This is a genomic window from Pseudoxanthomonas fibrivorans, from assembly GCF_041464125.1.
In the GTDB taxonomy this organism is placed as follows: Bacteria; Pseudomonadota; Gammaproteobacteria; order Xanthomonadales; family Xanthomonadaceae; genus Pseudoxanthomonas.
This window is the reverse complement of record NZ_JBGNUG010000001.1, coordinates 2,226,001-2,248,392: the sequence shown is the minus strand read 5'-3', so window position 1 is coordinate 2,248,392 and position 22,392 is coordinate 2,226,001. Positions and strand designations below refer to the sequence as shown.

25 protein-coding genes are annotated in these 22,392 nt (G+C 72.5%); 14 read left to right on the top strand and 11 right to left on the bottom strand.

Features of this window, described 5'->3' with window-relative positions:
* Window position 1 precedes the first annotated feature (1 nt).
* Complete coding sequence (locus tag ACA089_RS10420; RefSeq protein WP_372016534.1) at window positions 2–550, bottom strand: OsmC family protein; 549 nt, start codon at window positions 548–550, stop codon at window positions 2–4.
* Window positions 551–788: 238 nt separating this feature from the next.
* Here ACA089_RS10420 and ACA089_RS10415 point away from each other — a divergent pair, with 238 nt between their 5' ends.
* The 3 genes from ACA089_RS10415 (at window position 789) to fabV (ending at window position 3,869) form a co-directional block, all read left to right on the top strand.
* Window positions 789–1,622, top strand: coding sequence for a class I SAM-dependent methyltransferase (locus ACA089_RS10415; RefSeq protein ID WP_372016533.1), 834 nt, complete (start codon window positions 789–791; stop codon window positions 1,620–1,622).
* On the top strand, window positions 1,619–2,461 hold the full coding sequence (locus ACA089_RS10410; RefSeq protein WP_372016531.1) for a class I SAM-dependent methyltransferase: 843 nt from the start codon (window positions 1,619–1,621) through the stop codon (window positions 2,459–2,461). The genes ACA089_RS10415 and ACA089_RS10410 overlap by 4 nt, the downstream gene beginning before the upstream one ends.
* 202 nt (window positions 2,462–2,663) lie before the next feature.
* Window positions 2,664–3,869, top strand: coding sequence for an enoyl-ACP reductase FabV (gene fabV / locus ACA089_RS10405; protein ID WP_372016529.1), 1,206 nt, complete (start codon window positions 2,664–2,666; stop codon window positions 3,867–3,869).
* Window positions 3,870–3,894: 25 nt separating this feature from the next.
* On the opposite strand, the gene ACA089_RS10400 is transcribed toward fabV, so the two are convergent.
* Both ACA089_RS10400 and ACA089_RS10395 read right to left on the bottom strand, forming a co-directional pair.
* Entirely contained in the window at window positions 3,895–4,263 is a 369-nt protein-coding gene (locus tag ACA089_RS10400; RefSeq protein ID WP_372016527.1) for a response regulator, read from the bottom strand.
* A 44-nt stretch (window positions 4,264–4,307) separates the two neighbouring features.
* The gene (locus ACA089_RS10395; RefSeq protein WP_372016525.1) at window positions 4,308–6,719 is read right to left on the bottom strand and encodes a PAS domain-containing protein; all 2,412 of its coding nucleotides are present in this window, start codon (window positions 6,717–6,719) and stop codon (window positions 4,308–4,310) included.
* Between the two features lie 140 nt (window positions 6,720–6,859).
* Between ACA089_RS10395 and ACA089_RS10390 the strand changes: the two genes are divergently transcribed.
* On the top strand, window positions 6,860–7,846 hold the full coding sequence (locus ACA089_RS10390) for a hypothetical protein (protein ID WP_372016523.1): 987 nt from the start codon (window positions 6,860–6,862) through the stop codon (window positions 7,844–7,846).
* A 13-nt stretch (window positions 7,847–7,859) separates the two neighbouring features.
* Here ACA089_RS10390 and ACA089_RS10385 read toward each other — a convergent pair whose 3' ends face one another.
* On the bottom strand, window positions 7,860–8,102 hold the full coding sequence (locus ACA089_RS10385; RefSeq protein ID WP_372016521.1) for a DUF3297 family protein: 243 nt from the start codon (window positions 8,100–8,102) through the stop codon (window positions 7,860–7,862).
* Window positions 8,103–8,360: 258 nt separating this feature from the next.
* On the opposite strand from ACA089_RS10385, the gene ACA089_RS10380 reads away from it, so the two are divergent.
* The 7 genes from ACA089_RS10380 (at window position 8,361) to ACA089_RS10350 (ending at window position 13,644) form a co-directional block, all read left to right on the top strand.
* Window positions 8,361–8,570 (top strand): hypothetical protein, encoded by a 210-nt coding sequence (locus ACA089_RS10380; protein WP_372016519.1) that lies wholly within the window; start codon window positions 8,361–8,363, stop codon window positions 8,568–8,570.
* Between the two features lie 138 nt (window positions 8,571–8,708).
* A complete protein-coding gene (locus tag ACA089_RS10375; RefSeq protein WP_372016518.1) occupies window positions 8,709–9,263 on the top strand; it encodes a YaeQ family protein in 555 nt (184 codons plus the stop codon).
* 10 nt (window positions 9,264–9,273) lie between these two features.
* Window positions 9,274–10,461 carry a BaiN/RdsA family NAD(P)/FAD-dependent oxidoreductase gene (locus tag ACA089_RS10370; protein ID WP_372016516.1) on the top strand — a complete coding sequence of 396 codons (1,188 nt, stop codon included), beginning with the start codon at window positions 9,274–9,276 and terminating at the stop codon, window positions 10,459–10,461.
* A 186-nt stretch (window positions 10,462–10,647) separates the two neighbouring features.
* Complete coding sequence (locus ACA089_RS10365; RefSeq protein ID WP_372016514.1) at window positions 10,648–10,965, top strand: hypothetical protein; 318 nt, start codon at window positions 10,648–10,650, stop codon at window positions 10,963–10,965.
* 151 nt (window positions 10,966–11,116) lie between these two features.
* Window positions 11,117–12,409: a histidine kinase gene (locus ACA089_RS10360; protein ID WP_372016512.1), complete on the top strand. Its 1,293-nt coding sequence runs from the start codon at window positions 11,117–11,119 to the stop codon at window positions 12,407–12,409.
* Window positions 12,402–13,175 (top strand): LytR/AlgR family response regulator transcription factor, encoded by a 774-nt coding sequence (locus ACA089_RS10355; protein WP_372016510.1) that lies wholly within the window; start codon window positions 12,402–12,404, stop codon window positions 13,173–13,175. The genes ACA089_RS10360 and ACA089_RS10355 overlap by 8 nt, the downstream gene beginning before the upstream one ends.
* A 121-nt stretch (window positions 13,176–13,296) precedes the next feature.
* Entirely contained in the window at window positions 13,297–13,644 is a 348-nt protein-coding gene (locus ACA089_RS10350; protein ID WP_372016508.1) for a hypothetical protein, read from the top strand.
* A 10-nt stretch (window positions 13,645–13,654) separates the two neighbouring features.
* On the opposite strand, the gene ACA089_RS10345 is transcribed toward ACA089_RS10350, so the two are convergent.
* The 3 genes from ACA089_RS10345 to msrB all read right to left on the bottom strand — a co-directional run bounded on the left by ACA089_RS10345 (window position 13,655) and on the right by msrB (window position 15,432).
* On the bottom strand, window positions 13,655–14,437 hold the full coding sequence (locus ACA089_RS10345; RefSeq protein ID WP_372016506.1) for a hypothetical protein: 783 nt from the start codon (window positions 14,435–14,437) through the stop codon (window positions 13,655–13,657).
* A gap of 92 nt (window positions 14,438–14,529) precedes the next feature.
* Window positions 14,530–14,904 carry a YciI family protein gene (locus ACA089_RS10340; protein WP_372016504.1) on the bottom strand — a complete coding sequence of 125 codons (375 nt, stop codon included), beginning with the start codon at window positions 14,902–14,904 and terminating at the stop codon, window positions 14,530–14,532.
* A 63-nt stretch (window positions 14,905–14,967) separates the two neighbouring features.
* The gene (gene msrB / locus ACA089_RS10335) at window positions 14,968–15,432 is read right to left on the bottom strand and encodes a peptide-methionine (R)-S-oxide reductase MsrB (RefSeq protein ID WP_372016503.1); all 465 of its coding nucleotides are present in this window, start codon (window positions 15,430–15,432) and stop codon (window positions 14,968–14,970) included.
* A gap of 179 nt (window positions 15,433–15,611) precedes the next feature.
* On the opposite strand from msrB, the gene ACA089_RS10330 reads away from it, so the two are divergent.
* Window positions 15,612–16,016 carry a baeRF12 domain-containing protein gene (locus ACA089_RS10330; protein WP_372016501.1) on the top strand — a complete coding sequence of 135 codons (405 nt, stop codon included), beginning with the start codon at window positions 15,612–15,614 and terminating at the stop codon, window positions 16,014–16,016.
* Window position 16,017: 1 nt separating this feature from the next.
* Here the strand turns inward: ACA089_RS10330 and ACA089_RS10325 are convergent, their stop codons facing one another.
* The gene (locus tag ACA089_RS10325) at window positions 16,018–16,590 is read right to left on the bottom strand and encodes a DUF3016 domain-containing protein (protein WP_372016499.1); all 573 of its coding nucleotides are present in this window, start codon (window positions 16,588–16,590) and stop codon (window positions 16,018–16,020) included.
* A gap of 183 nt (window positions 16,591–16,773) precedes the next feature.
* On the opposite strand from ACA089_RS10325, the gene yedA reads away from it, so the two are divergent.
* The gene (gene yedA, locus ACA089_RS10320; RefSeq protein WP_372016497.1) at window positions 16,774–17,673 is read left to right on the top strand and encodes a drug/metabolite exporter YedA; all 900 of its coding nucleotides are present in this window, start codon (window positions 16,774–16,776) and stop codon (window positions 17,671–17,673) included.
* Window positions 17,670–18,575, top strand: a complete 906-nt coding sequence (gene rarD, locus ACA089_RS10315) for an EamA family transporter RarD (RefSeq protein WP_372016496.1) — start codon at window positions 17,670–17,672, stop codon at window positions 18,573–18,575. Before yedA ends, rarD begins: the two co-directional genes overlap by 4 nt.
* A gap of 31 nt (window positions 18,576–18,606) precedes the next feature.
* Here rarD and ACA089_RS10310 read toward each other — a convergent pair whose 3' ends face one another.
* The 3 genes from ACA089_RS10310 to ACA089_RS10300 all read right to left on the bottom strand — a co-directional run bounded on the left by ACA089_RS10310 (window position 18,607) and on the right by ACA089_RS10300 (window position 22,390).
* Window positions 18,607–19,782 carry an alpha/beta fold hydrolase gene (locus ACA089_RS10310; protein ID WP_372016494.1) on the bottom strand — a complete coding sequence of 392 codons (1,176 nt, stop codon included), beginning with the start codon at window positions 19,780–19,782 and terminating at the stop codon, window positions 18,607–18,609.
* 127 nt (window positions 19,783–19,909) lie between these two features.
* Window positions 19,910–21,220 carry an ABC transporter permease gene (locus tag ACA089_RS10305; RefSeq protein ID WP_372016492.1) on the bottom strand — a complete coding sequence of 437 codons (1,311 nt, stop codon included), beginning with the start codon at window positions 21,218–21,220 and terminating at the stop codon, window positions 19,910–19,912.
* Window positions 21,221–21,232: 12 nt separating this feature from the next.
* Complete coding sequence (locus tag ACA089_RS10300; protein ID WP_372016490.1) at window positions 21,233–22,390, bottom strand: ABC transporter permease; 1,158 nt, start codon at window positions 22,388–22,390, stop codon at window positions 21,233–21,235.
* Window positions 22,391–22,392: the final 2 nt, after the last annotated feature.

The following is a 22,392-nucleotide window of genomic DNA, read 5'->3' as shown; positions in this document are numbered from 1 at the left end:
CTCAGGCGCCCGTCTGCGCGCCGACGAGCAGCTGCACCGCCAGCGGCGGGTGGCGCAGCATCGCATCCAGCATCGGCGAGCGGCGCAGGCCTTCGTCCACCAGTGCACGCAGGCGTGCGTCGTCGACGGTGCCCGCGCGTACCCGCACCTGCAGCGTGAACCCGACCGCGCTCGCCGGTACCTGCACGCCGTCGGCGTCGCGCATGCCCAGCAGGCCGCGGGTGTCGGAACGGCTGCCGACGTCGACCTCCAGGTCCTCCAGCGCGACGCCTTCGCTGGCCGCGACCATGGCGATGGCGGTGGCGCAGCAGTTGGCGATCCCGGCGCGGAACAGCCACCCGGGCGAGACCCGGTCGCCGCTGCCGCCGAGCTCGCGCGGCATGTCGGTGTCGACCCGGGTGCCGTCGTCGTGCGCGGCCACGACCCGGGTGCCGCCCTGCCAGCGGGCGCGCACGGTGGCGTCGTCATGCAGGCCTTGCTGCGGGCGGCGGCTGAACACCGCCACGGCGCGTTGCATGGCCTGGGCGAGCGCGGCCGTGCTGTCGTTCATCGATGGATCTCCGTGCGCGGCCGACGGCCGACGGGATGGTGAACGCTAGAACGCAGCGGCGGGCGCCATCAGGTCATGCCGCGGACGCTGCGCAAGCATCCGCGGCCGGCCGGGAAACCGGTGGCGGACGCGGCGTGCGGGCGGACGCTGCGGCATCCATGGCGGACGCAAGGTCAGGACCGCGGCCGGGTCCGGCCGGCAGCCTGTGCGCCCCCTGACCGAACCGGAATCCCAAGCAATGAACGCACGCCCCAACACCGCCGTGGCCCCCGTCGACCTGGCCGCGGTCAAGCAGCGCCAGCAGGCCGCCTGGTCCAGCGGCAACTACGCCGTGGTCGGCACCACCTTGCAGATCGTCGGCGAGCACCTGGCCGAGGCGGTCGACCTGCGCTGGGACGAGCGCGTGCTCGACGTCGCCGCCGGCAACGGCAACGCCACCCTCGCGGCCGCGCGCCGCGGTGGCCGCGTGGTCTCCACCGACTACGTACCGGCGCTGCTCGAACTGGGCCGCGCCCGCGCGCAGGCCGAGCAGCTGGAGGTCGGGTTCCAGGAAGCCGACGCCGAGGCGCTGCCGTTCGCCGATGCCAGCTTCGACGTGGTGCTGTCCACCTTCGGGGTGATGTTCACGCCGGACCACGCACGCGCCGCCGGCGAACTGGCGCGGGTCTGCCGCCCGGGCGGCAGGATCGGCATGGCCAACTGGACCCCCGACGGCTTCATCGGCCAGATGTTCAAGGTCCTGGGCAGGCACCTGCCGCCGCCGGCCGGGGTGCAGCCGCCCTCGCGCTGGGGCACGCGCGAGCACCTGCAGGCGCTGTTCGGCGATCGCGCCGAACGCATCCAGACGCAGGCGCGCAGCTTCGCCTTCCGCTACCGGTCCGCGGCGCACATGATCGAGGTGTTCCGGACGTGGTACGGGCCGGTGCAGAAGGCGTTCCAGGCGCTGCCCGAGCCGCGGGCCGCGGAGCTGCACGCCGAGCTGGCCGCATTGATCGAGCGGATGGACCAGGGCGGCGGCGCGGGCCTGGTGCTGCCGAGCGAGTACCTGGAAATCGTGGTCGTGCGGCGATGAGCCTGCACGGGCGGTTGCAGCGGCGGATCCAGCGCTACGGGTGGGACCTGGCGGCCGGCCAGTACGAATCGCTGTGGCAGCGCCAGCTCTCGCCGGCGCACCGCGAGCTGCTGGCGCTGGCCGCGCCGGTGCCGGGCGAGGCGGTGCTGGACGTCGCCAGCGGCACCGGCCTGGTCGCCCTCGCCGCCGCCGAGCGGGTGGGCGGCAGCGGCTCGGTGCTGGGCGTGGACATATCCGAAGCGATGGTCGCCAGCGCCACGCAGCGGGCGGCGGCGCTGGGGCTGGAACACGCGCGCTTCGCGCGCATGGATGGCGAACAGCTGTCCTGCGCCGGGCACAGCTACGACCTGGCCTGCTGCGCGCTGGGCCTGATGTACATGCCCGATCCGGCCGCCGCGTTGCGCGAACTGTTCCGCGTGCTGCGCCCGGGCGGCCGGCTGGCGGTGGCGGTGTGGGGCGAGCGCGCGCGCTGCGGCTGGTCGCCGGTGTTCCCGATCGTGGATGCGGAGGTCAACAGCGACGTGTGCCCGCTGTTCTTCCAGCTGGGCGGTCAGGGCGTGCTGGCGCAACTGGCGGCCGATGCCGGCTTCGAGGCCATCCGCGAGCAGCGGATCGACGCGGTGCTCGAATACGACGACGGCGCGCAGGCCTGCGACGCGGCCTTCGTCGGCGGCCCGGTGGCGATGGCCTGGTCGCGCTTCGATGCCTCGGTGCGGCAGCGCGTGCGGCGGCGGTACCTGCAGGCGATCCGCCCGTGGCGGGTGGGGCAGGGATACCGCATGCCGGGCGAGTTCACGGTCATGGTCGCGGGCAAGCCGCGCGCGATCGGGCCGGCATGAGGATCGCCAGCCCGGTCGGCCGCCAGGGTGGAGGTCGGAGACCGCGCCTCGTGACGTGGGGACGGGGCCTCCGTCCATCCATGCGCCGCCGCGGGCGCATCCATACGCCCCGGAAGGGTCGTTTGCCGGCCGGTGGACTTAGACTGTGCCGCTCCGCAGGCGCCCCGCGCATGCGCTCCCCTTCGCTTCCGAGAGAGTCCGCGTGGTCATCCATCCCAAAGTCCGAGGCTTCATCTGCACCACCGCCCACCCCGTGGGCTGCGACAGGAACGTGCTGGACCAGATCCGCTACGTGCAGTCGCAGGGCGTGCGCAGCGACGGGCCGAAGCGGGTGCTGGTGATCGGATCCTCGACCGGCTATGGCCTGGCCGCGCGCATCACCGCCGCGTTCGGCTACGGCGCCGCCACCCTGGGCGTGTTCTTCGAGAAGCCGGGCACCGAGAAGAAGCCGGGCAACCCGGGCTGGTACAACTCGGCCGCGTTCGACCGCTACGCCAAGCAGGCCGGCCTGTGGAGCCGTTCGATCAACGGCGACGCGTTCTCCAACGAGGTGCGCGACAAGGCGATCGAGCTGGCCCGCGAGATGGGCGGCCCGATCGACCTGGTGGTCTACTCGCTGGCCTCGCCGGTGCGCCGCCTGCCCGATACCGGCGAGCTGAAGCGCTCGGCGCTCAAGCCGATCGGCCAGCCGTACCAGGCCACCGCGGTGGACACCAACCGCGACCAGATCATCCAGGCCACGGTCGAGCCGGCCACCGGGCAGGAGATCGCCGACACCATCACCGTGATGGGCGGGCAGGACTGGGAGCTGTGGATCGACGCGCTGTCCAAGGCGGGCGTGCTCGCGCCCGACGCCAAGACCGTGGCCTTCAGCTACATCGGCACCGAGATCACCTGGCCGATCTACTGGCATGGCGCGCTGGGCAAGGCCAAGGAAGACCTCGACCGCGCCGCGCACGCGATCGACGCCGCGCTCAAGCCCGGCGGCGGCCAGGGCAATGTCGCGGTGCTCAAGTCGGTGGTGACCCAGGCCAGCGCGGCGATCCCGGTGATGCCGCTGTACATCGCCATCGTCTACCGGATCATGAAGGAGAAGGGCCTGCACGAAGGCACGATCGAGCAGCTCGAGCGCACCTTCCGCGAGCACCTGTACGCGGCCGACCCGCCGCCGGCCGACGAGTCCAACCGCCTGCGCCTGGACGACCGCGAGCTGCGCGACGACGTGCAGCAGGCCTGCCGCGACCTGTGGCCGACGGTGACCACCGAGAACCTGTCGCAGGTCACCGACTACGCCAGCTACAAGCACGACTTCCTGAAACTGTTCGGCTTCGAGCGCGACGACGTGGACTACGACGCCGAGGTCGACCCGGTGGCGGCGTTCGACGTGGTGGACATGACCGGCGAGTGATCGCCGCGGTGGCGTCCGCGCCGGCTCAGGCCTGCGCGGTCGCCGCCTCCACGCAGTCGCGCAGTTCCTTCAGGCGGAACGGCTTGCCCAGCAGCACCAGGCCCGGATCCAGTTCCACGTCGGTGTAGCCGGAGACCACGATCACGCGGGTCCGCGGATGCCGGGAAACCACCTCCCGGGCCAGGGCCGCGCCGGACATGCCGGGCATCAGCTGGTCGGTGACCATCAGCACCGGCACCAGCCCGCCGTCGACGGCGCGCAGGGCCTCCTCGGCGCTGCCAGCCTCGACCACCTCGTAGCCCATGTCGGCCAGCACGTCGGCGGTGCACATGCGCACCCCGGGGTCGTCGTCCACGACCAGGGCCGGACCGCGCGGGAAAGTGTTGGAAGCCATGCCGGTGTTCCTCGTTTGCTGGTCGTCGCTCCGGGCGGTGAAGCCTATACGCGATCGGCCGCCGGCAGCCACAGTTCCGCGGTGGTCCCGCGGCCGGGGCTGCTGTCGATGCGCAGGCGTCCGCCCAGCTGCGAGGCCAGCCCGTGGACCATCGACAGGCCCAGGCCGGTGCCCTTGCCGGGACCCTTGGTGGTGAAGAACGGCTCGATCGCCCGCGCCCGCGTCGCCGCGTCCATGCCCAGGCCGGTGTCGGCCACGGTGATCACCACGTAGCGTCCGGCCGGCAGGCTCGCATCCTCGCCCGTGGCCAGCGCCGCGCTGCGGGCGGCCACGGTGAGCGTGCCGCCGTCGGGCATCGCGTCGCGCGCGTTCACGCCCAGGTTGAGCAGGGCCATCTCCAGCTGGTTGCCGTCGGCGTGGGCGTGCGGCAGGCCGGGCTCGACCCCCGCCTCGATGCGGATGCGCGGGTCGAAGCTGCTGCGCAGCAGCTCGCCGATCCCGGCCACCAGCACGCCGACGTCGACCTCGGCGGTCTGCAGCGGCTGGCGCCGCGCGAAGGCGAGCAGCCGCTGCACCAGCATCGCCGCGCGCTCGGCCGACTGCCGGGCGACGGCGAGGGTGCGCGAGCGCCGCTCCGGGTTGGCGTGCGGGTCGCCGGCCAGTTCCAGCGCGGCCATGATCGGGGTCAGCAGGTTGTTGAAGTCGTGCGCCACCCCGCCGGTGAGCTGGCCCATCGCCTCCAGCTTCTGCGACTGGCGCAGCGCCTCCTCGGTGGCGCGGCGCTCGGTGATGTCCAGCGCTTCGGGCACCACCGCGCTGATCGCGCCCGCGGCGTCGTACAGCGGACGCAGCGACAGGTCGAAGCTGCGCAGGCCGGTCGGCAGCTGCACGGTGACTTCCTCGCGCACCGGCTCGCCGGCACGCACGCGCATGAACGCCCCGCGCACCCACTCCGGCATGCCCGGGGTGGCGGTGAACCACGGCGTGTCCCACACCGGCCGCCCGACCACGTCCTCGAGTTCGCCGTCGATGGCGTCCAGCGCGGTGCGGTTGGCGTCCTCCAGGGTGCCGTCGAGCGCGCAGCGTCCCTGCAGCTGGTAGCTGGTCTCGAACAGGCTGCGCAGCTGGGCCTGCGAATCGGCCAGCGCGCGGGTGGCCGCGTTGATCTCGGTCACGTCGCGGGCGCTGCAGTAGAACTTGCCGCCTTCCGGCGAGGCCACCCACGACAGGGTGCGGTATTCGCCGGCGGGCGTGCGCATGCGGCACTCGAAGCCCAGCAGCGGTTCGCCGGCGTGCAGCCGCGTCCGCGCCTCCATCACCGCCGGCAGGTCGTCCGGGTGGACCAGGTCGCGCGCCGGGCGCGCGGCGAGCTCGGCGCTGGTCCAGCCCAGCGCGCGCTGCCAGGCGGGATTGGTCTTCTCCAGCACGCCGTCGCGGTTGAGCACGCCGAGCATGTCGGGCGTGACCTGCCAGGTCAGCGAGCGTTCCTCGGCGTGCTCGGCGACCTGGCGTTCCAGGTCGTGGTTGAGCGCCTGCAGCTCGCCCTCGCGGCGACGCAGGTCGGACTCGCTGCGCGCGCGCGCGGTCACGTCGACGCCGGTGACGAAGATGCCGTCGATCCTGCCATCGGCATCGCGGACGGGCTGGTAGACGAAGTCGAGGTGGCGTTCGTTGACCGGGCCGTCGGGCGTGGCCCGCTCCAGGAACACCGCGCCGCTGGCCACGAACGGCTCGCCCGAGCCGTAGGCCGCATCGAGGACGCCGACCCAGCCCTGCTCGGCCGCGTCCGGCAGCGCCTCGGAGACCGTCTTGCCGACCACGTCGCGGTCGCCGACCACCCGCCGGTAGCTGGCGTTGGCGAACTCGAAGCGGTGTTCCGGCCCGCGCAGCATCGCCATGAACGTGGGCGAGAGTTCGAACATGCGCGCCAGGCGTTCGTTCTCGCTCGCCAGCCGGCGCTCGGTCAGGACCCGGCGCGTGGTCTCGTGGGTCACGTTGAGCATGGCCAGCACCCGCCCGTGCGGATCGCGCACCGGGGTATAGGTGAAGGTCCACCAGGTATCTTCCGGGAACCCGTGCCGCTGCATGCGCAGGTGCATGTCCTCGACCCAGGTCGCGGTCCCCGACAGCGCCGTTTCCGCCAACGGACGGATGTCGTCCCACAGTTCCGACCACACCTGCGGGATCGGCCGGCCCAGCGCCGCCGGTTCCTTCGCGCCGAGCACCCGCATGTACGGGTCGTTGTAGAACAGCAGCAGCTCCGGCCCCCAGCCCACGCACATGGCGAAGCGCGAGCCGAGCATGATCGACAGGGTGGTCTTCAGCTCCGCGGGCCAGTGCGCCGGCGGGCCCAGCGGATGCGCCGACCAGTCGTGCGCGGCGATGCGCCGGGCCATGAGGGCGTCGCCGTGCAGGAATTCAAGGCCGGTGGGCGGCATCGGGACGGTGTCGGCCATGGGCGTCTGCACGTGGGGTCGCGACCATGCTGGCATATCCGCCCCGTGAACGGGGACGCGCGGGCGTGCGCAACGTGGGGAACTCGCCCGGGCGCCGGTGGTCATCCGGGGCCTCAGGGAACAGGACGCCGCCCCCGCCCGTGTCGCAGGCCAGCACATCGACATGGCATGACGAGGCCACGGTCCGCGCGGTGGCGCTGGCGGGCACCGCGCTGCTGCTTGCGCTGGCGGGGCGCCTGCTGGGCGGCCTGCCGCGTCCGCCGGTGTCCACGGCCGAAGGACCGCGCGTGCAACTGGTGTTCTCCACGCAGGTTCCGGCCGCGGCGCCACGCCCTGCGCCACCGCCGCCACTTCCCGTCGACATCGCGACGCCGGCGGTGTCGACGCCCGCGCCCGGGCAGGCGCCGCTCCCCGCGCCGGTGGCGGCACCGGCCGCCGGCGCTCCGGCGCCCGGCCCGCTGGTCCTGTACGACGCGGACGGGCGCGTGCAGGTTCCAGTGGCTCCCTCGGACCGGTGGACGCCATCGGCGCCTCCGCCGGGCACGGCGCCCGCGCCCGATGGCCGGTCCGCGCGCCTGCTGCAGCGGCCGAACCCGGTGGAAGTGCGCGGAACGCGCTTCGCCAGGGACTGGGTCAGCGACGGCGACGCCGCCGACGTGGTGGCCCAGCAGATCGCGCGTGCGCAGCGCAAGATCGCCGAGTTCCTGTTCGGTGGCGACATCCAGCACGCGCAGGCCCGGCCATCGCCGGAGGTGCGCTTCAACCCGGCGCGCCACGAACGGCGCGCCGACCTCGGCAGCGAGGCCACCGGCGACGCCTACAAGGCCGCGCCGATCAGCTACCAGCCCGCGCCGGGACTGGACGGCGAAGCCAGCCGGCGCATCCGCGAACAGGTCGCGGCGCTGGAAACGGCCTACGCGCGCTGCGACCGCGCGCGGCTGCAGCGGCTGATGCAGCCGCTGCTGGCGCACCTGGACGAACTGCAGAAGGCCGAGGCGGCCTTCGCCAGCGGGGCCGACCCGGTGCGCGCCGAGCACATGCTGCCCAACGTCGCCAACGGCGCCTACGACATGGCCCGGCGCGCGCTGTGGTACGCGGACCGGCAGATGGCCGGCTGCGCGGGGTGAGGCGCCCTGCGGATCAGTCCTGCTTGATGAAGTACGGCTCGACGACGCCCTTGACCTTGATCGTCATCGGGTTGCCGCGGCGATCTCGGGAGCGGCCGACCTGGACCCGGATCCAGCCTTCGCTCACCGAGTATTCCTCGACGTTGTCGCGCTCCTGGCCGTTGAAGCGCACGCCGACGCCGCGGTCGAGCAGGGCGGCGTCGTGGTACGGGCTGCGCGGGTCCATGGCCAGTCGGTCGGGAGGCGTGTCGCTCATCGGAGTGCGTCAGGTGCGGCCGGCACGGCCGGCGGGGTGGCAAGCATACCGGGCGCGGCCGGCGGCGGCATGGCCTCGGCGCACCGGCCACCGCGTTGGTCGTGGTGAAGCGCGTGGCCGCGCTGGCGTTCACTCCGGTTTCGCGGGCGCGGCCACAGCATCACGCTCCAGCGGGGCCATCCCTGCGGCGGTGCGTGCCTGCCGGCAGCGAAAGCCGGGGGCGGCGCCCGCGGAACGGACACCTCCAGGGGACTCCACATGAACGACCTCGTCGATCGCACCGCTTCCAGCGCCGGTTTCGGTCCGCTCGCCTTCCTGTCCATCCAGCACGCGCCGCCCGGCACGACGCCGGATGCGTTCACCAACGAGGAGCGCGCTCGCGCATTCCGTGACGCCGCCTCGATGGCGGCCGCGGGTGGCTCCCGGCGACGGGCATCGTGCGAGGCGGCGCACGCGATCGAAGGCTGAGCGCCGCGCACACGGGCCGCCGGCACCCGCTGCTGGCCGGCGGTTCGAAGAGCGGGCAGGCCGCACCGGGGACCGGCTTCGCCGTCCCCGCGTATCATGCGCGTCCCTCCGGCACCGCCGGCATCCCGCAGGTACCCCATGGCGCTCAAGGCCACCGTCGTCCGTGCCGAGCTGCAGATCAGCGACATGGACCGGCACTACTACGCCACCCATCCGCTGACCCTGGCCCAGCACCCGTCCGAGACCGACGAGCGGCTGATGGTGCGCCTGCTGGCGTTCGCCCTGTTCGCCGACGAGCGGCTGGAATTCGGCCGCGGCCTGAGCACCGACGAAGACCCGGACCTGTGGCAGCGCGACTACACCGGCGACGTCGAGCGCTGGATCGAGCTGGGCCAGCCGGACGAATCGCGGATCCGCAAGGCCTGCGGCCGTTCCCGGGAAGTCGTGGTCGTGAACTACGGCGGCCGCGCCGCCGACCTGTGGTGGGAGAAGAACGGCCAGGCGCTGGCCCGCCACGGCAACCTGCGGGTGCTCGACCTGCCCGCCGCGCAGGTCGACGCGCTGGCGGCGCGCTATGCCCGCGGCATGCGTTTCACCGTGATGGTCCAGGACGGCGAGGTGCAGCTGCTGGAGGCCGACGGCGCCGAGACGGTGGTGCAGCCGGTGGTGCGCATGGGCACGCCGGCGTCCTGACTCGCCCGGCATGGCCACCCAGTCGTACGACGCAATCGTCGTCGGCGCCGGCGCCGCCGGGCTGATGTGCGCGCTGACCGCCGGCGGGCGCGGTCGTCGCGTGCTGGTGGTCGAGCATGCCAACAAGGTCGGCAAGAAGATCCTGATGTCCGGCGGCGGCCGCTGCAACTTCACCAACACCGGCACCACGCCGGCCAACTACCTGTCGGCCAACCCCCACTTCTGCAAGTCGGCGCTGGCGCGCTACACGCCGGCGCATTTCATCGACCTGGTCGAGCGCCACCGCATCGCCTACCACGAGAAGACCCTGGGCCAGCTGTTCTGCGACGTGTCGTCCAAGCTGGTCGTGAAGATGCTGCTGGACGAGTGCGCCGCGGCCGGGGTGGACGTCCGCACGCAATGCGCGATCGAGCGGGTCGAGCACGCCGACGGTGGTGGCTTCCGCCTGCGCACGGTGCAGGGATCGTTCGCCGCGCCGGCGCTGGTGGTGGCCAGCGGCGGCCTGTCGATCCCGAGCCTGGGCGCGAGCGGCTTCGGCTACGAACTGGCGCGGCAGTTCGGCCACGCCGTGCTGCCCACCCGCGCCGGGCTGGTGCCGCTCACCCTCAGCGGCCGCCACCAGGAACGGCTGCACGACCTGTCCGGCGTCGCCCTGGACGTGGAGGCGCGCTGCAACGGACGCGCCTTCCGCGAAGCGCTGCTGTTCACCCATCGCGGGGTCAGCGGCCCGGCGATCCTGCAGATCTCCTCCTACTGGCAGCCCGGCGACACGCTGCAGCTGGACCTGCTGCCCGGCCGCGACGCGCACGAATGGCTGCGCGCGCAGCAGAAGCAGCGCCCCGACGCGGAACTGAAGACGGTGCTCGCCGAGGCGCTGCCGCGCCGCTTCGCCCAGCGCCTGTGCGAACTGTGGCTGCCGAACCGGCCGATGCGCCAGTACGACGCGCCGCAGCTGCGCGAGGCTGCCGGCGTGCTCGCCGCCTGGCCGCTGGTGGCCAGCGGCACCGAGGGCTACCGCACCGCGGAGGTCACCCTCGGCGGCGTGGATACCGACGGGGTGTCGTCCAGCACGATGCAGTCGCGGCACGTGCCCGGCCTGTACTTCATCGGCGAGGTGCTCGATGTCACCGGCTGGCTCGGCGGCTACAACTTCCAGTGGGCGTGGGCGTCGGGCCACGCCGCCGGCCAGGCGGTGTGAGCGCGCATGCGCGACGCCAGGCACGCGGAGTCCCGTCGTGCATGAATGCGACATCCGTTGCATGACCAACTGAACGCTTCACCGCGGCGGCGCGCCTTTCACCACCTGGCGACGCCATCGCTGGAATCCTCCTTTCCTGCAGGGGTGAGTGGCCGGCGGATGCCGGCGAGCGATGGACGGCAGGCAATGGATGACTTGCAACGGGCGCCGCGGCACGCGGTGGTGATCGACATCGACCGCGAGCGCGAACACTGGCGGCAGCGCTACCACGGGTTGCCGCGCGCGCGGGCGATGCGCAGCTTCGCGCGCTACTGGCCGGTGCTCGGGGCGGCCTACGACGTGTACCTCAACCATCCCCGCGCCCCGCGCGAGGAGGCCCTGCGCCTGTACCTGCAGCGCGACGACGTCCTCGCCAGCGTGCTCACCGAGGACGAGGCCGGCACCGTGTTCGAACGCGCCTGGTCGCGGATCCGGGAACACGACGGGGCGGCCGCCACCCTGTAGCGCGAACGCGGCCCGGGACGCGCATCCCGGCCGCCGCCGGTGCGGCGGCGCCGCGTTCCGTCGGCCGATCCCCGGTTTCGTCGTACACCGGCTTCCGCGCCGGCGCCGGAGGGCTATGCTCCGCGGCACCTGAAACGCTACCGGTGCACCCGTGTCCTCCAGCCTGTTCCTGATCCTGCGCATCCTGTTCGCCTGGGCGGTGGCGATCCTGCTCACCGGTTTCGTCTGGGCCGGCCTGTTCGACGGGGTCGGTGGCATCTTCTGGCTGCTGGCCCTGGGCTCGATGACCCTGGCCATGCTCGGTGCCGTGACCCACCTGCGCCGCGTGCGCCTGGCCGCCGGCCGGCTCGATGCGGCGGTGCTGAGCAACCACCAGCAGCGCCGGATCGAGCTGCCGCTCGATGCCGGGACCGCCTTCGACCTGGTCGAGGCGGCGGTGCGGGAGCTGCCGAGGGTGGAGGACATCGAGGCCTCGCGCGGCAGCCTGCAGGTGCGGGCCAAGGTGCGCCGGACCGATCCGTTCGGCGGGACCCAGCCCTCGCGCTGGAACCTGCTGGCGCGCTTCGCCATCACCCGCGACCGGGTGCTGGCCACGGTGGTGCCGGGCGACGGCACCAGCAGCGCGACCCTGCTGTGCGAGCCCGACGCGCCGCACTGGGTGGACCTGTTCGCGCTCGACGAGGGCACCAGCTACGAGAACGCCGAGGCGCTGCAGCGTTCGCTCACCCGCCGCGTGGCCGAGCAGCGCCGCGACGAGCAGGCCCAGGCCGAGCGCAGCGCCACCGACAACGCGCTCACCGTGGCCCGGCTGAACCTGCTGCAGGCGCAGGTCGAGCCGCACTTCCTCTACAACACCCTGGCCAACGCCCAGGTGCTGGCCCGCACCGACCCGCCGCGCGCGGACGAGATGCTCGGCCACCTGATCCAGTACCTGCGCCGTTCGCTGCCACGCGAGCACGACACCCTGTCCACCCTCGGCGAGGAGCTGGAGCGCACCCGCGCCTACCTGGAGATCCTCAAGATCCGCATGGGCGCCCGGCTCGACCTGCAGGTGGAGGTGCCCGAGGCGTTGAAGGCGCTGCAGCTGCCGTCGATGATGCTGCAGACCCTGGTCGAGAACGCGATCAAGCACGGCCTGGAGCCCAAGCCCGGCGGCGGCACGGTATGGATCCTGGCGCGCCGCTTCGAGGACCATGCCACCGTCACCATCGCCGACGACGGGCAGGGCTTCGGCAACGCCGCCGGGGGATCGTGCTCGGGTTCGGGCATCGGCCTGAAGAACCTGCGCGAGCGCCTGCGCCTGACCTACGGCGAGCGCGCGTCCTTCTCCATCGTGTCCAACTTCCCCAGCGGCGTCGCCGCCACGCTCACCCTGCCGCTGCCGCCTTCGCTGTCGGGCGCCGCGGTGCCGCCGCCGGTTCCGGGGGAGGCGTCCCATGTTTGAGTGCGTCGTCGCCGAAGACGAGGAGCTGCTGCGCACCTCGCTGCTGCTGCAGCTGGGCGAGGTCTGGCCGGGGCTGCGGATCGTGGCCGAATGCGAGGACGGTGCCAGCGCGCTGGAAGCCATCGCCGAGCACAAGCCGGACGTGGCCTTCCTCGACATCCGCATGCCCGGCCTGACCGGGATCGAGGTCGCCGCGGCGCTGGCCGACGTCAGCCCGCGTACCCAGGTGGTGTTCGTCACCGCCTACGACCAGTACGCGATCGACGCGTTCGAGAAGGGCGCGGTCGACTACCTGCTCAAGCCGATTTCGCGCGAGCGGCTGCAGGCCACGGTGCAGCGGGTACAGGCGCGGGCAGCCGCGGGCCGGCCCGACCAGGCCACGCTCGATGCGTTGCTGCGGCACCTGTCCCAGCGCCCGGCCGAGCCGGCGGCGAGCGCGCCGCCGCTGGCCTGGATCACCGCCAACAGCGGCCGCGAGACGAAGCTGATCATGCTCGACGAGGTCGCCTACTTCCGGGCCGACAGCAAGTACACCGTGGTGGTGACCGCCGAGGGCGAGGCGCTGCTGCGCACGCCGCTGAAGGAGCTGCTCGAGGCGCTGGACCCGCACCAGTTCCGCCAGGTCCACCGGTCCACCATCGTCAACCTCAAGGCGGTGGCCTCGGTGGTTCGCGACGACTCCGGCAAGGGCACGCTGAAGCTGAAGGGCCGCAGCGAGACGCTGCCGGTCAGCGTGCCGTTCATGGCCCTGTTCCGCGGCATGTAGCCGTCCGCTGCGACCCTCCGGCCACGGCCGGCATCCAGTAAAGAGCCCCGGGCCGCGGCTTGCCGCGGCCTCCACCCACTGCCCAGGGCGCGCAGTCCCTGCGCCGGCCACGAGGTGTGCCATGCATCTGCTGACCACGCTGCTGTCCTGCCTGCTGGCACTGCTGGGCGGGGAGGTGACGGGTACCACCCGCATCACCCGCATTGCCGGGCCCGGCGAAGGCGCGGTGTTCAGCAAGGCCACCGTGCTCGACGGCGCGGCCACGTTCGAATGCTTCGGCAGCGCCAGCGGCCGATGCCATTACCGGCTCTACGAAGAGCGGTGCGGCACGCCAGGGGTGACCGGCGACTGCCAGCGGCGGCCGCTCGATGCGTTCGCGCTGGCCGTGGGCCAGCGGCATCGGGTCGAGGGCTTGCCGGCCGGGTTCGGCCACTGCGTCGCCACCGCAGATGCCGCCACCTGCCGTTGAGCGGTGCGAGTCAGCGCAATGGCTGTGCGTCGTGGCGGGCGACCGGGATGCCTCGGCGGGGTCGACGCCAGTAGAGCCATGCGGTCTGCAGCAGCAGGACCACGGCGATCGCCACCGCCACCGGGGCCGCGGTCTCCGCGCCCGGCAGCGGCGAACGCGACTGCTCGACCCACACCGCGGCCAGGCCCCACAGCGCGGCCGCGGCATAGGCCAGGTTGCCGCGCATGCGCCGGTTGAGTTCGAGCAGCAGCACGGCCGCGAGCAGGAACAGCAGCAGGCTGGCGGCGAGCTGCGCGTCGGGCCGGGTCCAACCGTAGGCCAGGGCGGCCTGGGCCAGGTTGAGGAAGCCGGCCAGCGACAGCCAGCCGGCGTGCAGCGACAGCGGCAGCCAGGCCCACACCCGTCCGCCTTCCGTGGCCGGCGCGCGCGCGATCTGCAGCGCCGCCCACGCCAGGCACGCCAGCGCGCCGAAGATCACCAGCAGGCACACGCCGAACAGGCCCAGCGAGAACAGCGGCATCCACAGCGCGGTGAGCGCGAACCCCGCGGCCGTGGCCGGGGCGATGCGACCGAGCAGGGGATCGGCGCGGCGCCGCCCGCCCAGCTGCCATGCCGCATAGAACACGTCGAGCAGGAAGATCAGGCCCCAGATCGAGAACGCGTAGCCGGCGGCGACCAGCAGCGTCGGATAGCGGTCGGAGATGGTGCCGTTGTCGGGGCCGAAGGCACCCGACTGCGACAGCCACGACACCACCGGCATCGCCAGGGCGAACAGCAGGACCAGCAGGCGCATGGCGGAACTCCAGCGTTCGGGAGCCGGCACGCTAGCAGCGCCGCCTGCGCAGGCGGCGTGAACCGCCCGCTCACCGGGCCGTCACGCCTGCGTCAGGCGCCCACGCGCGCGCGCTCGGCGTCCATGTCGGAGACCGGACGGACTTCCATGCTGCCGTAGCGCGCCCACGGGAACTGCTTGGCCAGTTCGACCGCCTCTTCCATCGAGTCGGCCTCGACCAGGTTGTAGCCGGCCAGGACCTCCTTGGTCTCGGCGAACGGCCCGTCGTAGACGCTGGCGCGACCATCGCGCACGCGCACGGTGCGGGCCTGCGCCGCCGGCTCCAGCTTGTTGCTGCCCAGCAGCGTGCCCTCGGCATGCAGCGCGTCGGCCTTGCGGATGCAGCCCTGCATGTGCGCGTCGTAGTCCTGCGGCGGCAGCGCCTCGAGCAGGGACGGATCGGTGTACACCAGCAGCAGGTACTTCATGCGCGTGCGTCCTCGCGATGCGGAACCGGGATGGTAAACGACCGCCGGGTCCGCGGAGCGCGGTCAGGCAGGCCCGGCGTCCGCGCCGGCGCGGTGCAGCGGGTCGGTCAGGTCGTGGCCGTCCTCGACGAAGGCCAGCGACACCGAATTCAGGCAGTGCCGCTCGTGCGTCGGCGGCGGGCCATCCGGGAACACATGGCCCAGGTGGCTGCCGCAGCGCGCGCACACGATCTCGGTGCGGATCATGCCGTGGCTGGTGTCGCGGATCCGGCCGACGTGGGACTCGTCGTAGGGGGCGAAGAAGCTCGGCCAGCCGGTGCCGGAATCGAACTTGGTGCTCGACCGGAACAGCGGCAACCCGCACAGGCGGCAGCAGTAGGTCCCCTCGCGCTTGTTGTCGAGGAACACGCCGCAGAACGGCGCCTCGGTGCCGTGCTGCAGCAGCACGCGGCGTTCGTCCGGAGACAGGCCGGCGACCAGCGCATCGCGCTGCGACGGGGTGGGCGGGGTGAGGTCGAATCGGCTCATGGCGGCTCCGTCGGCGCGGGAACGTGGGGGTCGATGATGCACGACCGGCCCCCATGGAATGGTGGCGCCGCCCGCGCATCGCAAGCCCGGGCCGTTCCACGGAATCCTGACGAACCGTGCGCGGCGCGCTAACACCGGCCTTCCTACCTTCGGGCCCGACCCCCACAAGAGGAGAGCCCATGCGCAGGATCCCCCGTGAAACCTGGGTGCTGGTGGCCGACGGCGCCTCGGCGCGCCTGTTCCGCAACGTCGGCGGCGAGAACGGCGCGGTGCTGCTGCACCAGGAGGAGGCGCTGGTGCTCGACCCGGCCGAAGGCGTGATGCCCTCGGTGATGCCGGCGGACGTCCCGGCGCGCGAAGCCGAGGAGGCCTCGTTCGCCCGGCAGCTGGCCCAGCACCTCAACCAGGCCGCGCTGGGCGGCCGCTACGAGCACCTGGTGCTGGCGGCCGACCCGCAGACCCTGGGCCAGATCCGCCCGCTGCTCCATGGCGAAGCGCGCAACCGCGTGGTCGCCGAACTCCCCAAGAACTACACCAACGTGCCGCGCGAGCAGATCGAGCGGGCGCTGGCCCCGGAGTTCTGACTCAGGGCGCGTCGCCGCTGGCCACGGCCGGCGGCGACGCCGGAAGTTCGCGACGCAGCCAGTCGTCGATCATCCGCTTCTCGAAACGCAGGTTGTCGGTGTCGGTGGGCATCGTGCTCTGCAGGTAGCTCATGTCCGCGAGCTTGCGCTCGCCCTCGGCCAGGACCTGCCCGTCGGCGCCGGTGATGCGCACGTTCAGGGTCATCCGCGGCGGATACACGTCGCGCATCACCCGCACGTGGCTGTAGTTGATCCCGGCCCATGGTTCGTAGCGGCCGGCGCGCTGGATGTCGGTGATGGTCACGGCCATCTGCTGGCCGGCCGGCAGGCGCCGGGCCGCACTGTCCTGCAGGTGGCGGGCGAGGGTGGTGACCCAGTCGCCCTGCTGGGCTTCCCAGCGGTTGTTGCTGAAGCGCAGGTCGGAGAACCGGGCCGGGTCGGTCCAGTCGACGCTGACGCTGCCTTCGGCCGGAAGGCTGCGCGGCAGCTCCGGATCGGTGACCCGGCGCGCGGCCTCGGCGGGCATGGCCAGCGCGAAACCGGCGAGCAGGGCGGTAAGGACGAGCGGGCGCATGGCGGTGCTCCTCGGGAACTGCATCGATTCTGCGCCCGGCAGCCGGCGGGCGTGAAGCCGGATGCGCCCGCCGTTGCCGGTGCTTCAGGCGCGCCGCTGCAACGCTGAAACACCAACGGCCGCCCGGTCCCGCGCGCGACGCTGGATTAGAATCTGCAGCCGTTCCCCCGCGGTTTGGCCCCCATGTCCGTCTCCGCACAGGCCCCGGCACGCGCCGCCGGCCTGGCCGTCGTCGTCGCCTTGGCCATCGTCTACGTGGTCTGGGGCTCCACCTACCTAGCGATCCGCTTCGCGCTGGAAGGCGGCTGGCCGCCCCTGCTGGCGGTCTCCGGATCACGCTTCGTGCTCGCCGGCGGCGCGATGTACGCCTTCCTGCGCTGGCGCGGGGTGCCGGCGCCGACCCCCGCGCAGTGGCGCAACCTGGTGGCCATGGGCCTGATGCTGCTGCTGCTGGGCAACGGCCTGGTGGTGCTGGCCGAGCAGCACGTCTCCTCCGGGCTGGCCGCGGTCGCGGTGGCCTCCGTGCCGTTGTGGATGGGCGTGTTCGGGATGATGTTCGGGCAGCGGCCCAGCCGTGCCGAGTGGGCGGGCATCGCGATCGGCTTCGCCGGCGTGGTCTGGCTCAATGCCGGCAGCAGCCTCAACGCCAGCCCGACCGGCCTGGTCATGCTGCTGGTGGCGCCGCTGGGCTGGGCGTTCGGCTCGGTGTGGTCGCGCGGACGCGACCTGCCGTCGCCGTTCATGGCCGCGGCCGGGCAGATGCTGTGCGGCGGCGTGATGATCGTGGTCGCCGGCGCGCTGCGCGGCGAGCGCTTCGACGCCGTGCCGACCCTGCACGGCACCCTGGCGCTGGCCTACCTGGCCGTGTTCGGCTCGATCATCGCCTTCAGCACCTATGTCTGGCTGCTGCACCACGTGCGCCCGGCGCTGGTGAGCAGCTATGCCTACGTCAACCCGGCGATCGCGGTCGCACTGGGCGCGTGGCTGGCCGGCGAGCGCTTCACCGCGCACGACTTCGGCGCGATGGCGGTGATCCTGGCGGGCGTGGTGATCATCACCCTGGCCAAGGTCCTGCGCCGATGAGCCCGGCGGGCGCCGGCGCCGGCATCGACCGGCGCGGCCTGGCGGTCACCGCCGGCACCTTCGTCATCTGGGGCGTGGTCCCGGTCTACTGGCACCTGCTCAAGGCGGTGCCGGCGCTGCAGATCATGGCGCACCGGGTGGTGTGGAGCGCACTGCTGGTGGTCGGCTGGCTGCTGCTGCGCAGCGGCTGGGGCTGGTTGCGCGCGCTCGCCGCGCAACCGCGCGCGCTGCCGGCGCTGGCGCTGAGCGCGGTGCTGATCGCGTTCAACTGGGGCCTGTACATCTGGGCGGTCAACGCCGGCCACGTGGTCGAGACCAGCCTGGGCTACTTCATCAACCCGCTGGTCAACGTGGTGCTGGGCGTACTGGTGCTGCACGAACGCCTGCGCCGGCTGCAGTGGATCGCGGTCGGCTGCGCGGCGGCCGGCGTGGCGTGGCTGACGGCCAGCGCCGGCTCGCCGCCATGGATCGCGCTGGGCCTGGCCGCCTCGTTCGGGCTGTACGGACTGGTGCGCAAGCTGGTGTCGGTCGACCCGGTCGCCGGCCTCGGCCTGGAGAGCCTGTACCTGTTCCTGCCGTCGCTGGCCTGGGTGCTGTGGGCCGAGGCGGGCCACGGCGGCGGGTTCGCCGGCGGCTGGGGCCTGGGCATCGACCTGCTGCTGGTGTTCGGCGGCGTGGTCACCGCGGTGCCGCTGATCGGTTTCGCCTACGGCGTGCGGCGCATCCCGCTGAGCGTGGTCGGGCTGCTCCAGTACATCGCACCGACGCTGCAGCTGCTGCTGGGCGTGTGGTTCTTCCACGAACCGTTCGATACCGCGCGCGCGCTGGGCTTCGGGGCGATCTGGCTGGGGCTGGCGCTGTACGCCGGCGAAGGCCTGTGGCGGAGCCGGCGCGCGCGCTGAGCGCCGATCCGTCGCGGCCGCGGCCGCCCGGTCACGCCTGCAGCGGCGCCAGCGGTTGCGGGCAGGCGCCGCCGTCGCTGCCCGGCGTGCGCGCGAACCAGTCCTCCACCACCGGTGCCAGCCGGTCCAGCCGCATCGGCAGGCTCAGGTGGTCTTCGCCGGCCAGTTCCAGGTAGCGCGCGCGCGGCGCGGCGGCGGCCAGGGCGCGGCCGTGCGCCACCGGCACGTGCGCATCGTCGCGGCCGTGGACCAGCAGCACGCAGGCCGGTGCCTGTGCGAGCGCGGCGCCGACGTCGACCTGGTCCAGGTCGAGCCCCAGCCGCCGATCGGCTTCGGCGATGGCGGCATCGAGGGTATGCGTGTCGACGCGCCAGCGCAGCCACTGCTGCGAGAGGCGCTCGCCGAGGCTGTCGGGCGCGCGCTGCAGCATGTGCGGGACCATGTCGCGGATCGCACGGCCGGCGTTGTCGAAGGATTCCATCGCCACCACCCCGCCCAGTTGCAGATCGTCGACCGGCTGGCCGCCGACCTGCGTGCCGAGCTCGCGCGCGGTGAAGATCGCGGTCGCCGCGCCATACGACACGCCCATCACGTGCAACGGGCCGGTGACTTCGCCCTGCGCGCGCAGCTGGCGCAGCACCGCGACGACGTCGCCGGCCTCGCGCGTGCCGTAGCCGGACGGCCCGCTGCCGGAGCGGCCGTGGTTGCGCAGGTCCACGGTGATGGTCCGGTAGCCGCGCTCGGCCAGTTCGACCGACCATGGCAGCAACGAGCCGCCGTCCATCATCCAGCCGTGCAGCAGGACCACGGTGCCGCGCGGCGCGACCGGATAGGCGGGGGCCTGCAGCGAGAGCGCGTAGTCCATCCGCTGGCGCTGGCCGCCGTGCGCGCCCTGCCACGCGTAGCGCATGCGGTAGTCGCCCGGGTCGAGGGCGTGCCAGAACACGGACACGCCATCGGGGGTGGGCAGGTGCCCGCTGCGGGTGGGGATGGTCGCCAGCAGGGCGTCGATCCTCGCCTCCGGCAGCAGCGGCGACACCCCGCCGGGCGCGACCAGGCGCTCGCCGAGCGCGCCGGCCGGGTCGGCCAGGGCGCGGGTGCGCGAATGGGTGAAGCCGGCCAGCAGCAGGCAGGCGCAGGCCAGCAGCAGCAGGCGCGTGGCGAGGCCGCGGGGCCGGGCGAGGGTGGGCAGGGGAACGGCGGACATGGCGGTCGCAACGACGACGGCGGCCCACCGTAGCGCGCCGCCGGCCGCGCGTTCTACCGCATCCCGGTGACAGTGCGATGACAGCGCCGGCTCCGTTCAGCGGAGCCGGCGCCGGTGCGCGTGGACCTCAGAGCGCGCGCAGGGCGGTGGTGATCGGCAGGCGCGCGGCGCGCAGCGCCGGGAACAACCCGCCGACCAGGCCGATCCCCAGCGCCCACTTCAGCCCCGACCACAGCAGTTCGGGCGTGACCTTGAACTGGAACACCACCGCGCTGAAGTTGCTGCCCATGGTCGAGGCGCTGTAGCCGTTGAAGATCAGCCAGGCCAGCAGCCCGCCGAGCAGGCCGCCGACCAGCGCCAGCAGCATCGTCTCCAGCATCACCGCCACCACCACCGGCAGGCCGCGGAAGCCGATCGCGCGCATGGTCGCGATCTCGCGCGCGCGCCCGGCGACCGCCGCGTACATGGTGTTGAGCGCGCCGAACACCGCGCCCACCGCCATGATCGCGCCGATCACCGTGCCGAGGATGGTCAGCAGCTGGTTGAGCTGGCCACTCTGCTTGGCGAAATACGCCTTGGTGGTCTCGACGTCGAGCTTGAGCCGCGGGTCGGCCGCCATCGCCGCCTTGAACTGCTCGAACCCGGCCTTGCCCTCGGTGCGCACGCTGACCGACTGCCAGGCGCCACGGTTGTAGGTGGTGGCCAGGGTCTGCGCGTCGGTCCAGATCTCCGAATCGTGCACGTCGCCGGAGGCGAACACGCCGACCACGGTCCACTGCTGGTTGCCGAGGTTGAGCGTGCTGCCGACGTCCAGGTCGCGGAACTGCTTCTGCGCGCCCTGGCCGACCACGATCTCGCGCAGGCCGTTGCCGAAGGTGCGGCCCTCGACGATCCTGACCTTCTCGTGCACCGCCCAGCCCTGCTCGCCGACGCCGCGGAACTGGGCGTTGACGTCGGTGCCGTCCTCGCGCGAGACCAGGTTGACCACCTGCGACAGTTCCGGCGAGACGACCGGCCGGCCCTCGCCGTCGCGGGCCACGCCGGGCAGGCTGGAAATCAGCGGGATCTGCTCGCGCATGATCACCGAGTTGGTTTCCGCCTGCGAGCCGCCGCGCAGCACGATCGCCGTGCTCTCGTCGCCGGTGCTGTTCATGGTGCTCTGGAAGCCGCGACCCATCGACAGCATCGCCACCAGCACCGCGACCACGCCGGCGATGCCCACGACGATCACCGAGGACGCGCCCCAGCGCTGCGGCAGGCTGGCGATGCCGATGCCGGTGGCGGCCAGCGCGAGCCGGCCGCTGCGGGTCAGGAACAGCCACAGCGCCAGCGCCACCGCGACGGCGAGCACGCCCTGCCACGGCAGCATGATCCACCCCGCCAGGCCCACGACCAGCGCCGCGATCGTGAGCAGGTTCCACAACCATTGCTTGTTCATGCTCGTATCTCCTCAGCGGCCGGCCAGCGCATCGACGATCTTCAGGCGCTTGGCGCGCAGCGCCGGCAGCACGCCCACCACCAGGCCGATCAGCACGATCAGCACCAGCCCCACGATCCAGGTCTGCAGCGGGATGGTCGGCGGCAGCATGCCCTGCGCCTTGCTCGCCAGGCCCGGCAGCACCACCCGCGCCAGGCCCATGCCGATCAGCCCGCCCAGTCCCACCAGCAGCACCGACTCCACCAGCACCAGCCACAGCACGGTGCCGTCCTTGAAGCCCAGCGTCTTGAGGATCGCCAGCTCGGGGATGCGCTCGCGCACCGCCTGGGCCATGGTGTTGCCGGTCAGCAGCAGCAGGGTGAAGAACACCGCGCCCATGATCGAGGTGACGATCAGGCCGATGTCGGCGAACTGCTTGGCGAAGGACTGCTGGAAAGCCGATTCGGTCTGGCTCTTGGTCTCGCGGTCGGAGTTCATCGACAGTGCGTCGATGGCCTGGGCCACGCGCGAGGCGTGGTCGGGGTTCTCCAGGGTGACCGTGTACCAGCTGACCTGGCCCTTGATGTAGTCGTTGGACTCGTCGAAGTACTTCCAGTTCATCACCAGCTGGCGCTCCTCGCCCGCGGCCGCCGAGCGGTCCTTGGAGCGGAAGATGCCGACCAGGGTCAGCGGCCAGTCGTTGCTGCCGCCGCGCGGGAAGATCGTGGCCTGCAGCGGGATGGTGTCGCCGATCTTCCAGCCGAACTCCTTGGCCAGGGTCTCGCCGACCACCGCGCCGGTGCGGGTCTCCTGGAACGCCTTGAGCTGCTCCGGCGGCAGTTCGTAGTTGCTGTAGACGTCGAAGAAGTTCGGCGCCACCGAGAAGTTGGCGAAGAAGTTCTTCGGGTCCTGGTAGATGCCGCCGAACCACATCGCGTAGGTCACGTCCTTGACCCCGGGCACGGTGCGGATCTGCTCCTGCAGGCGTACCGGCAGGCTCTGGGTGATCGACAGGCGCGAGGTGGTGACCAGGCGGTTGGCGCCGTCGACGCTGCCGCCGGAATTGAACGCCACGCGGACCGAGTCGAGCATGCCGAACAGCAGGAAGGCGGTGACCACCGACAGCAGGGTCAGCAGCGTCCGCGTCTTGCTGCGGAACAGCTGCGCCCAGACGAGCGAGAGGTATTTCATCG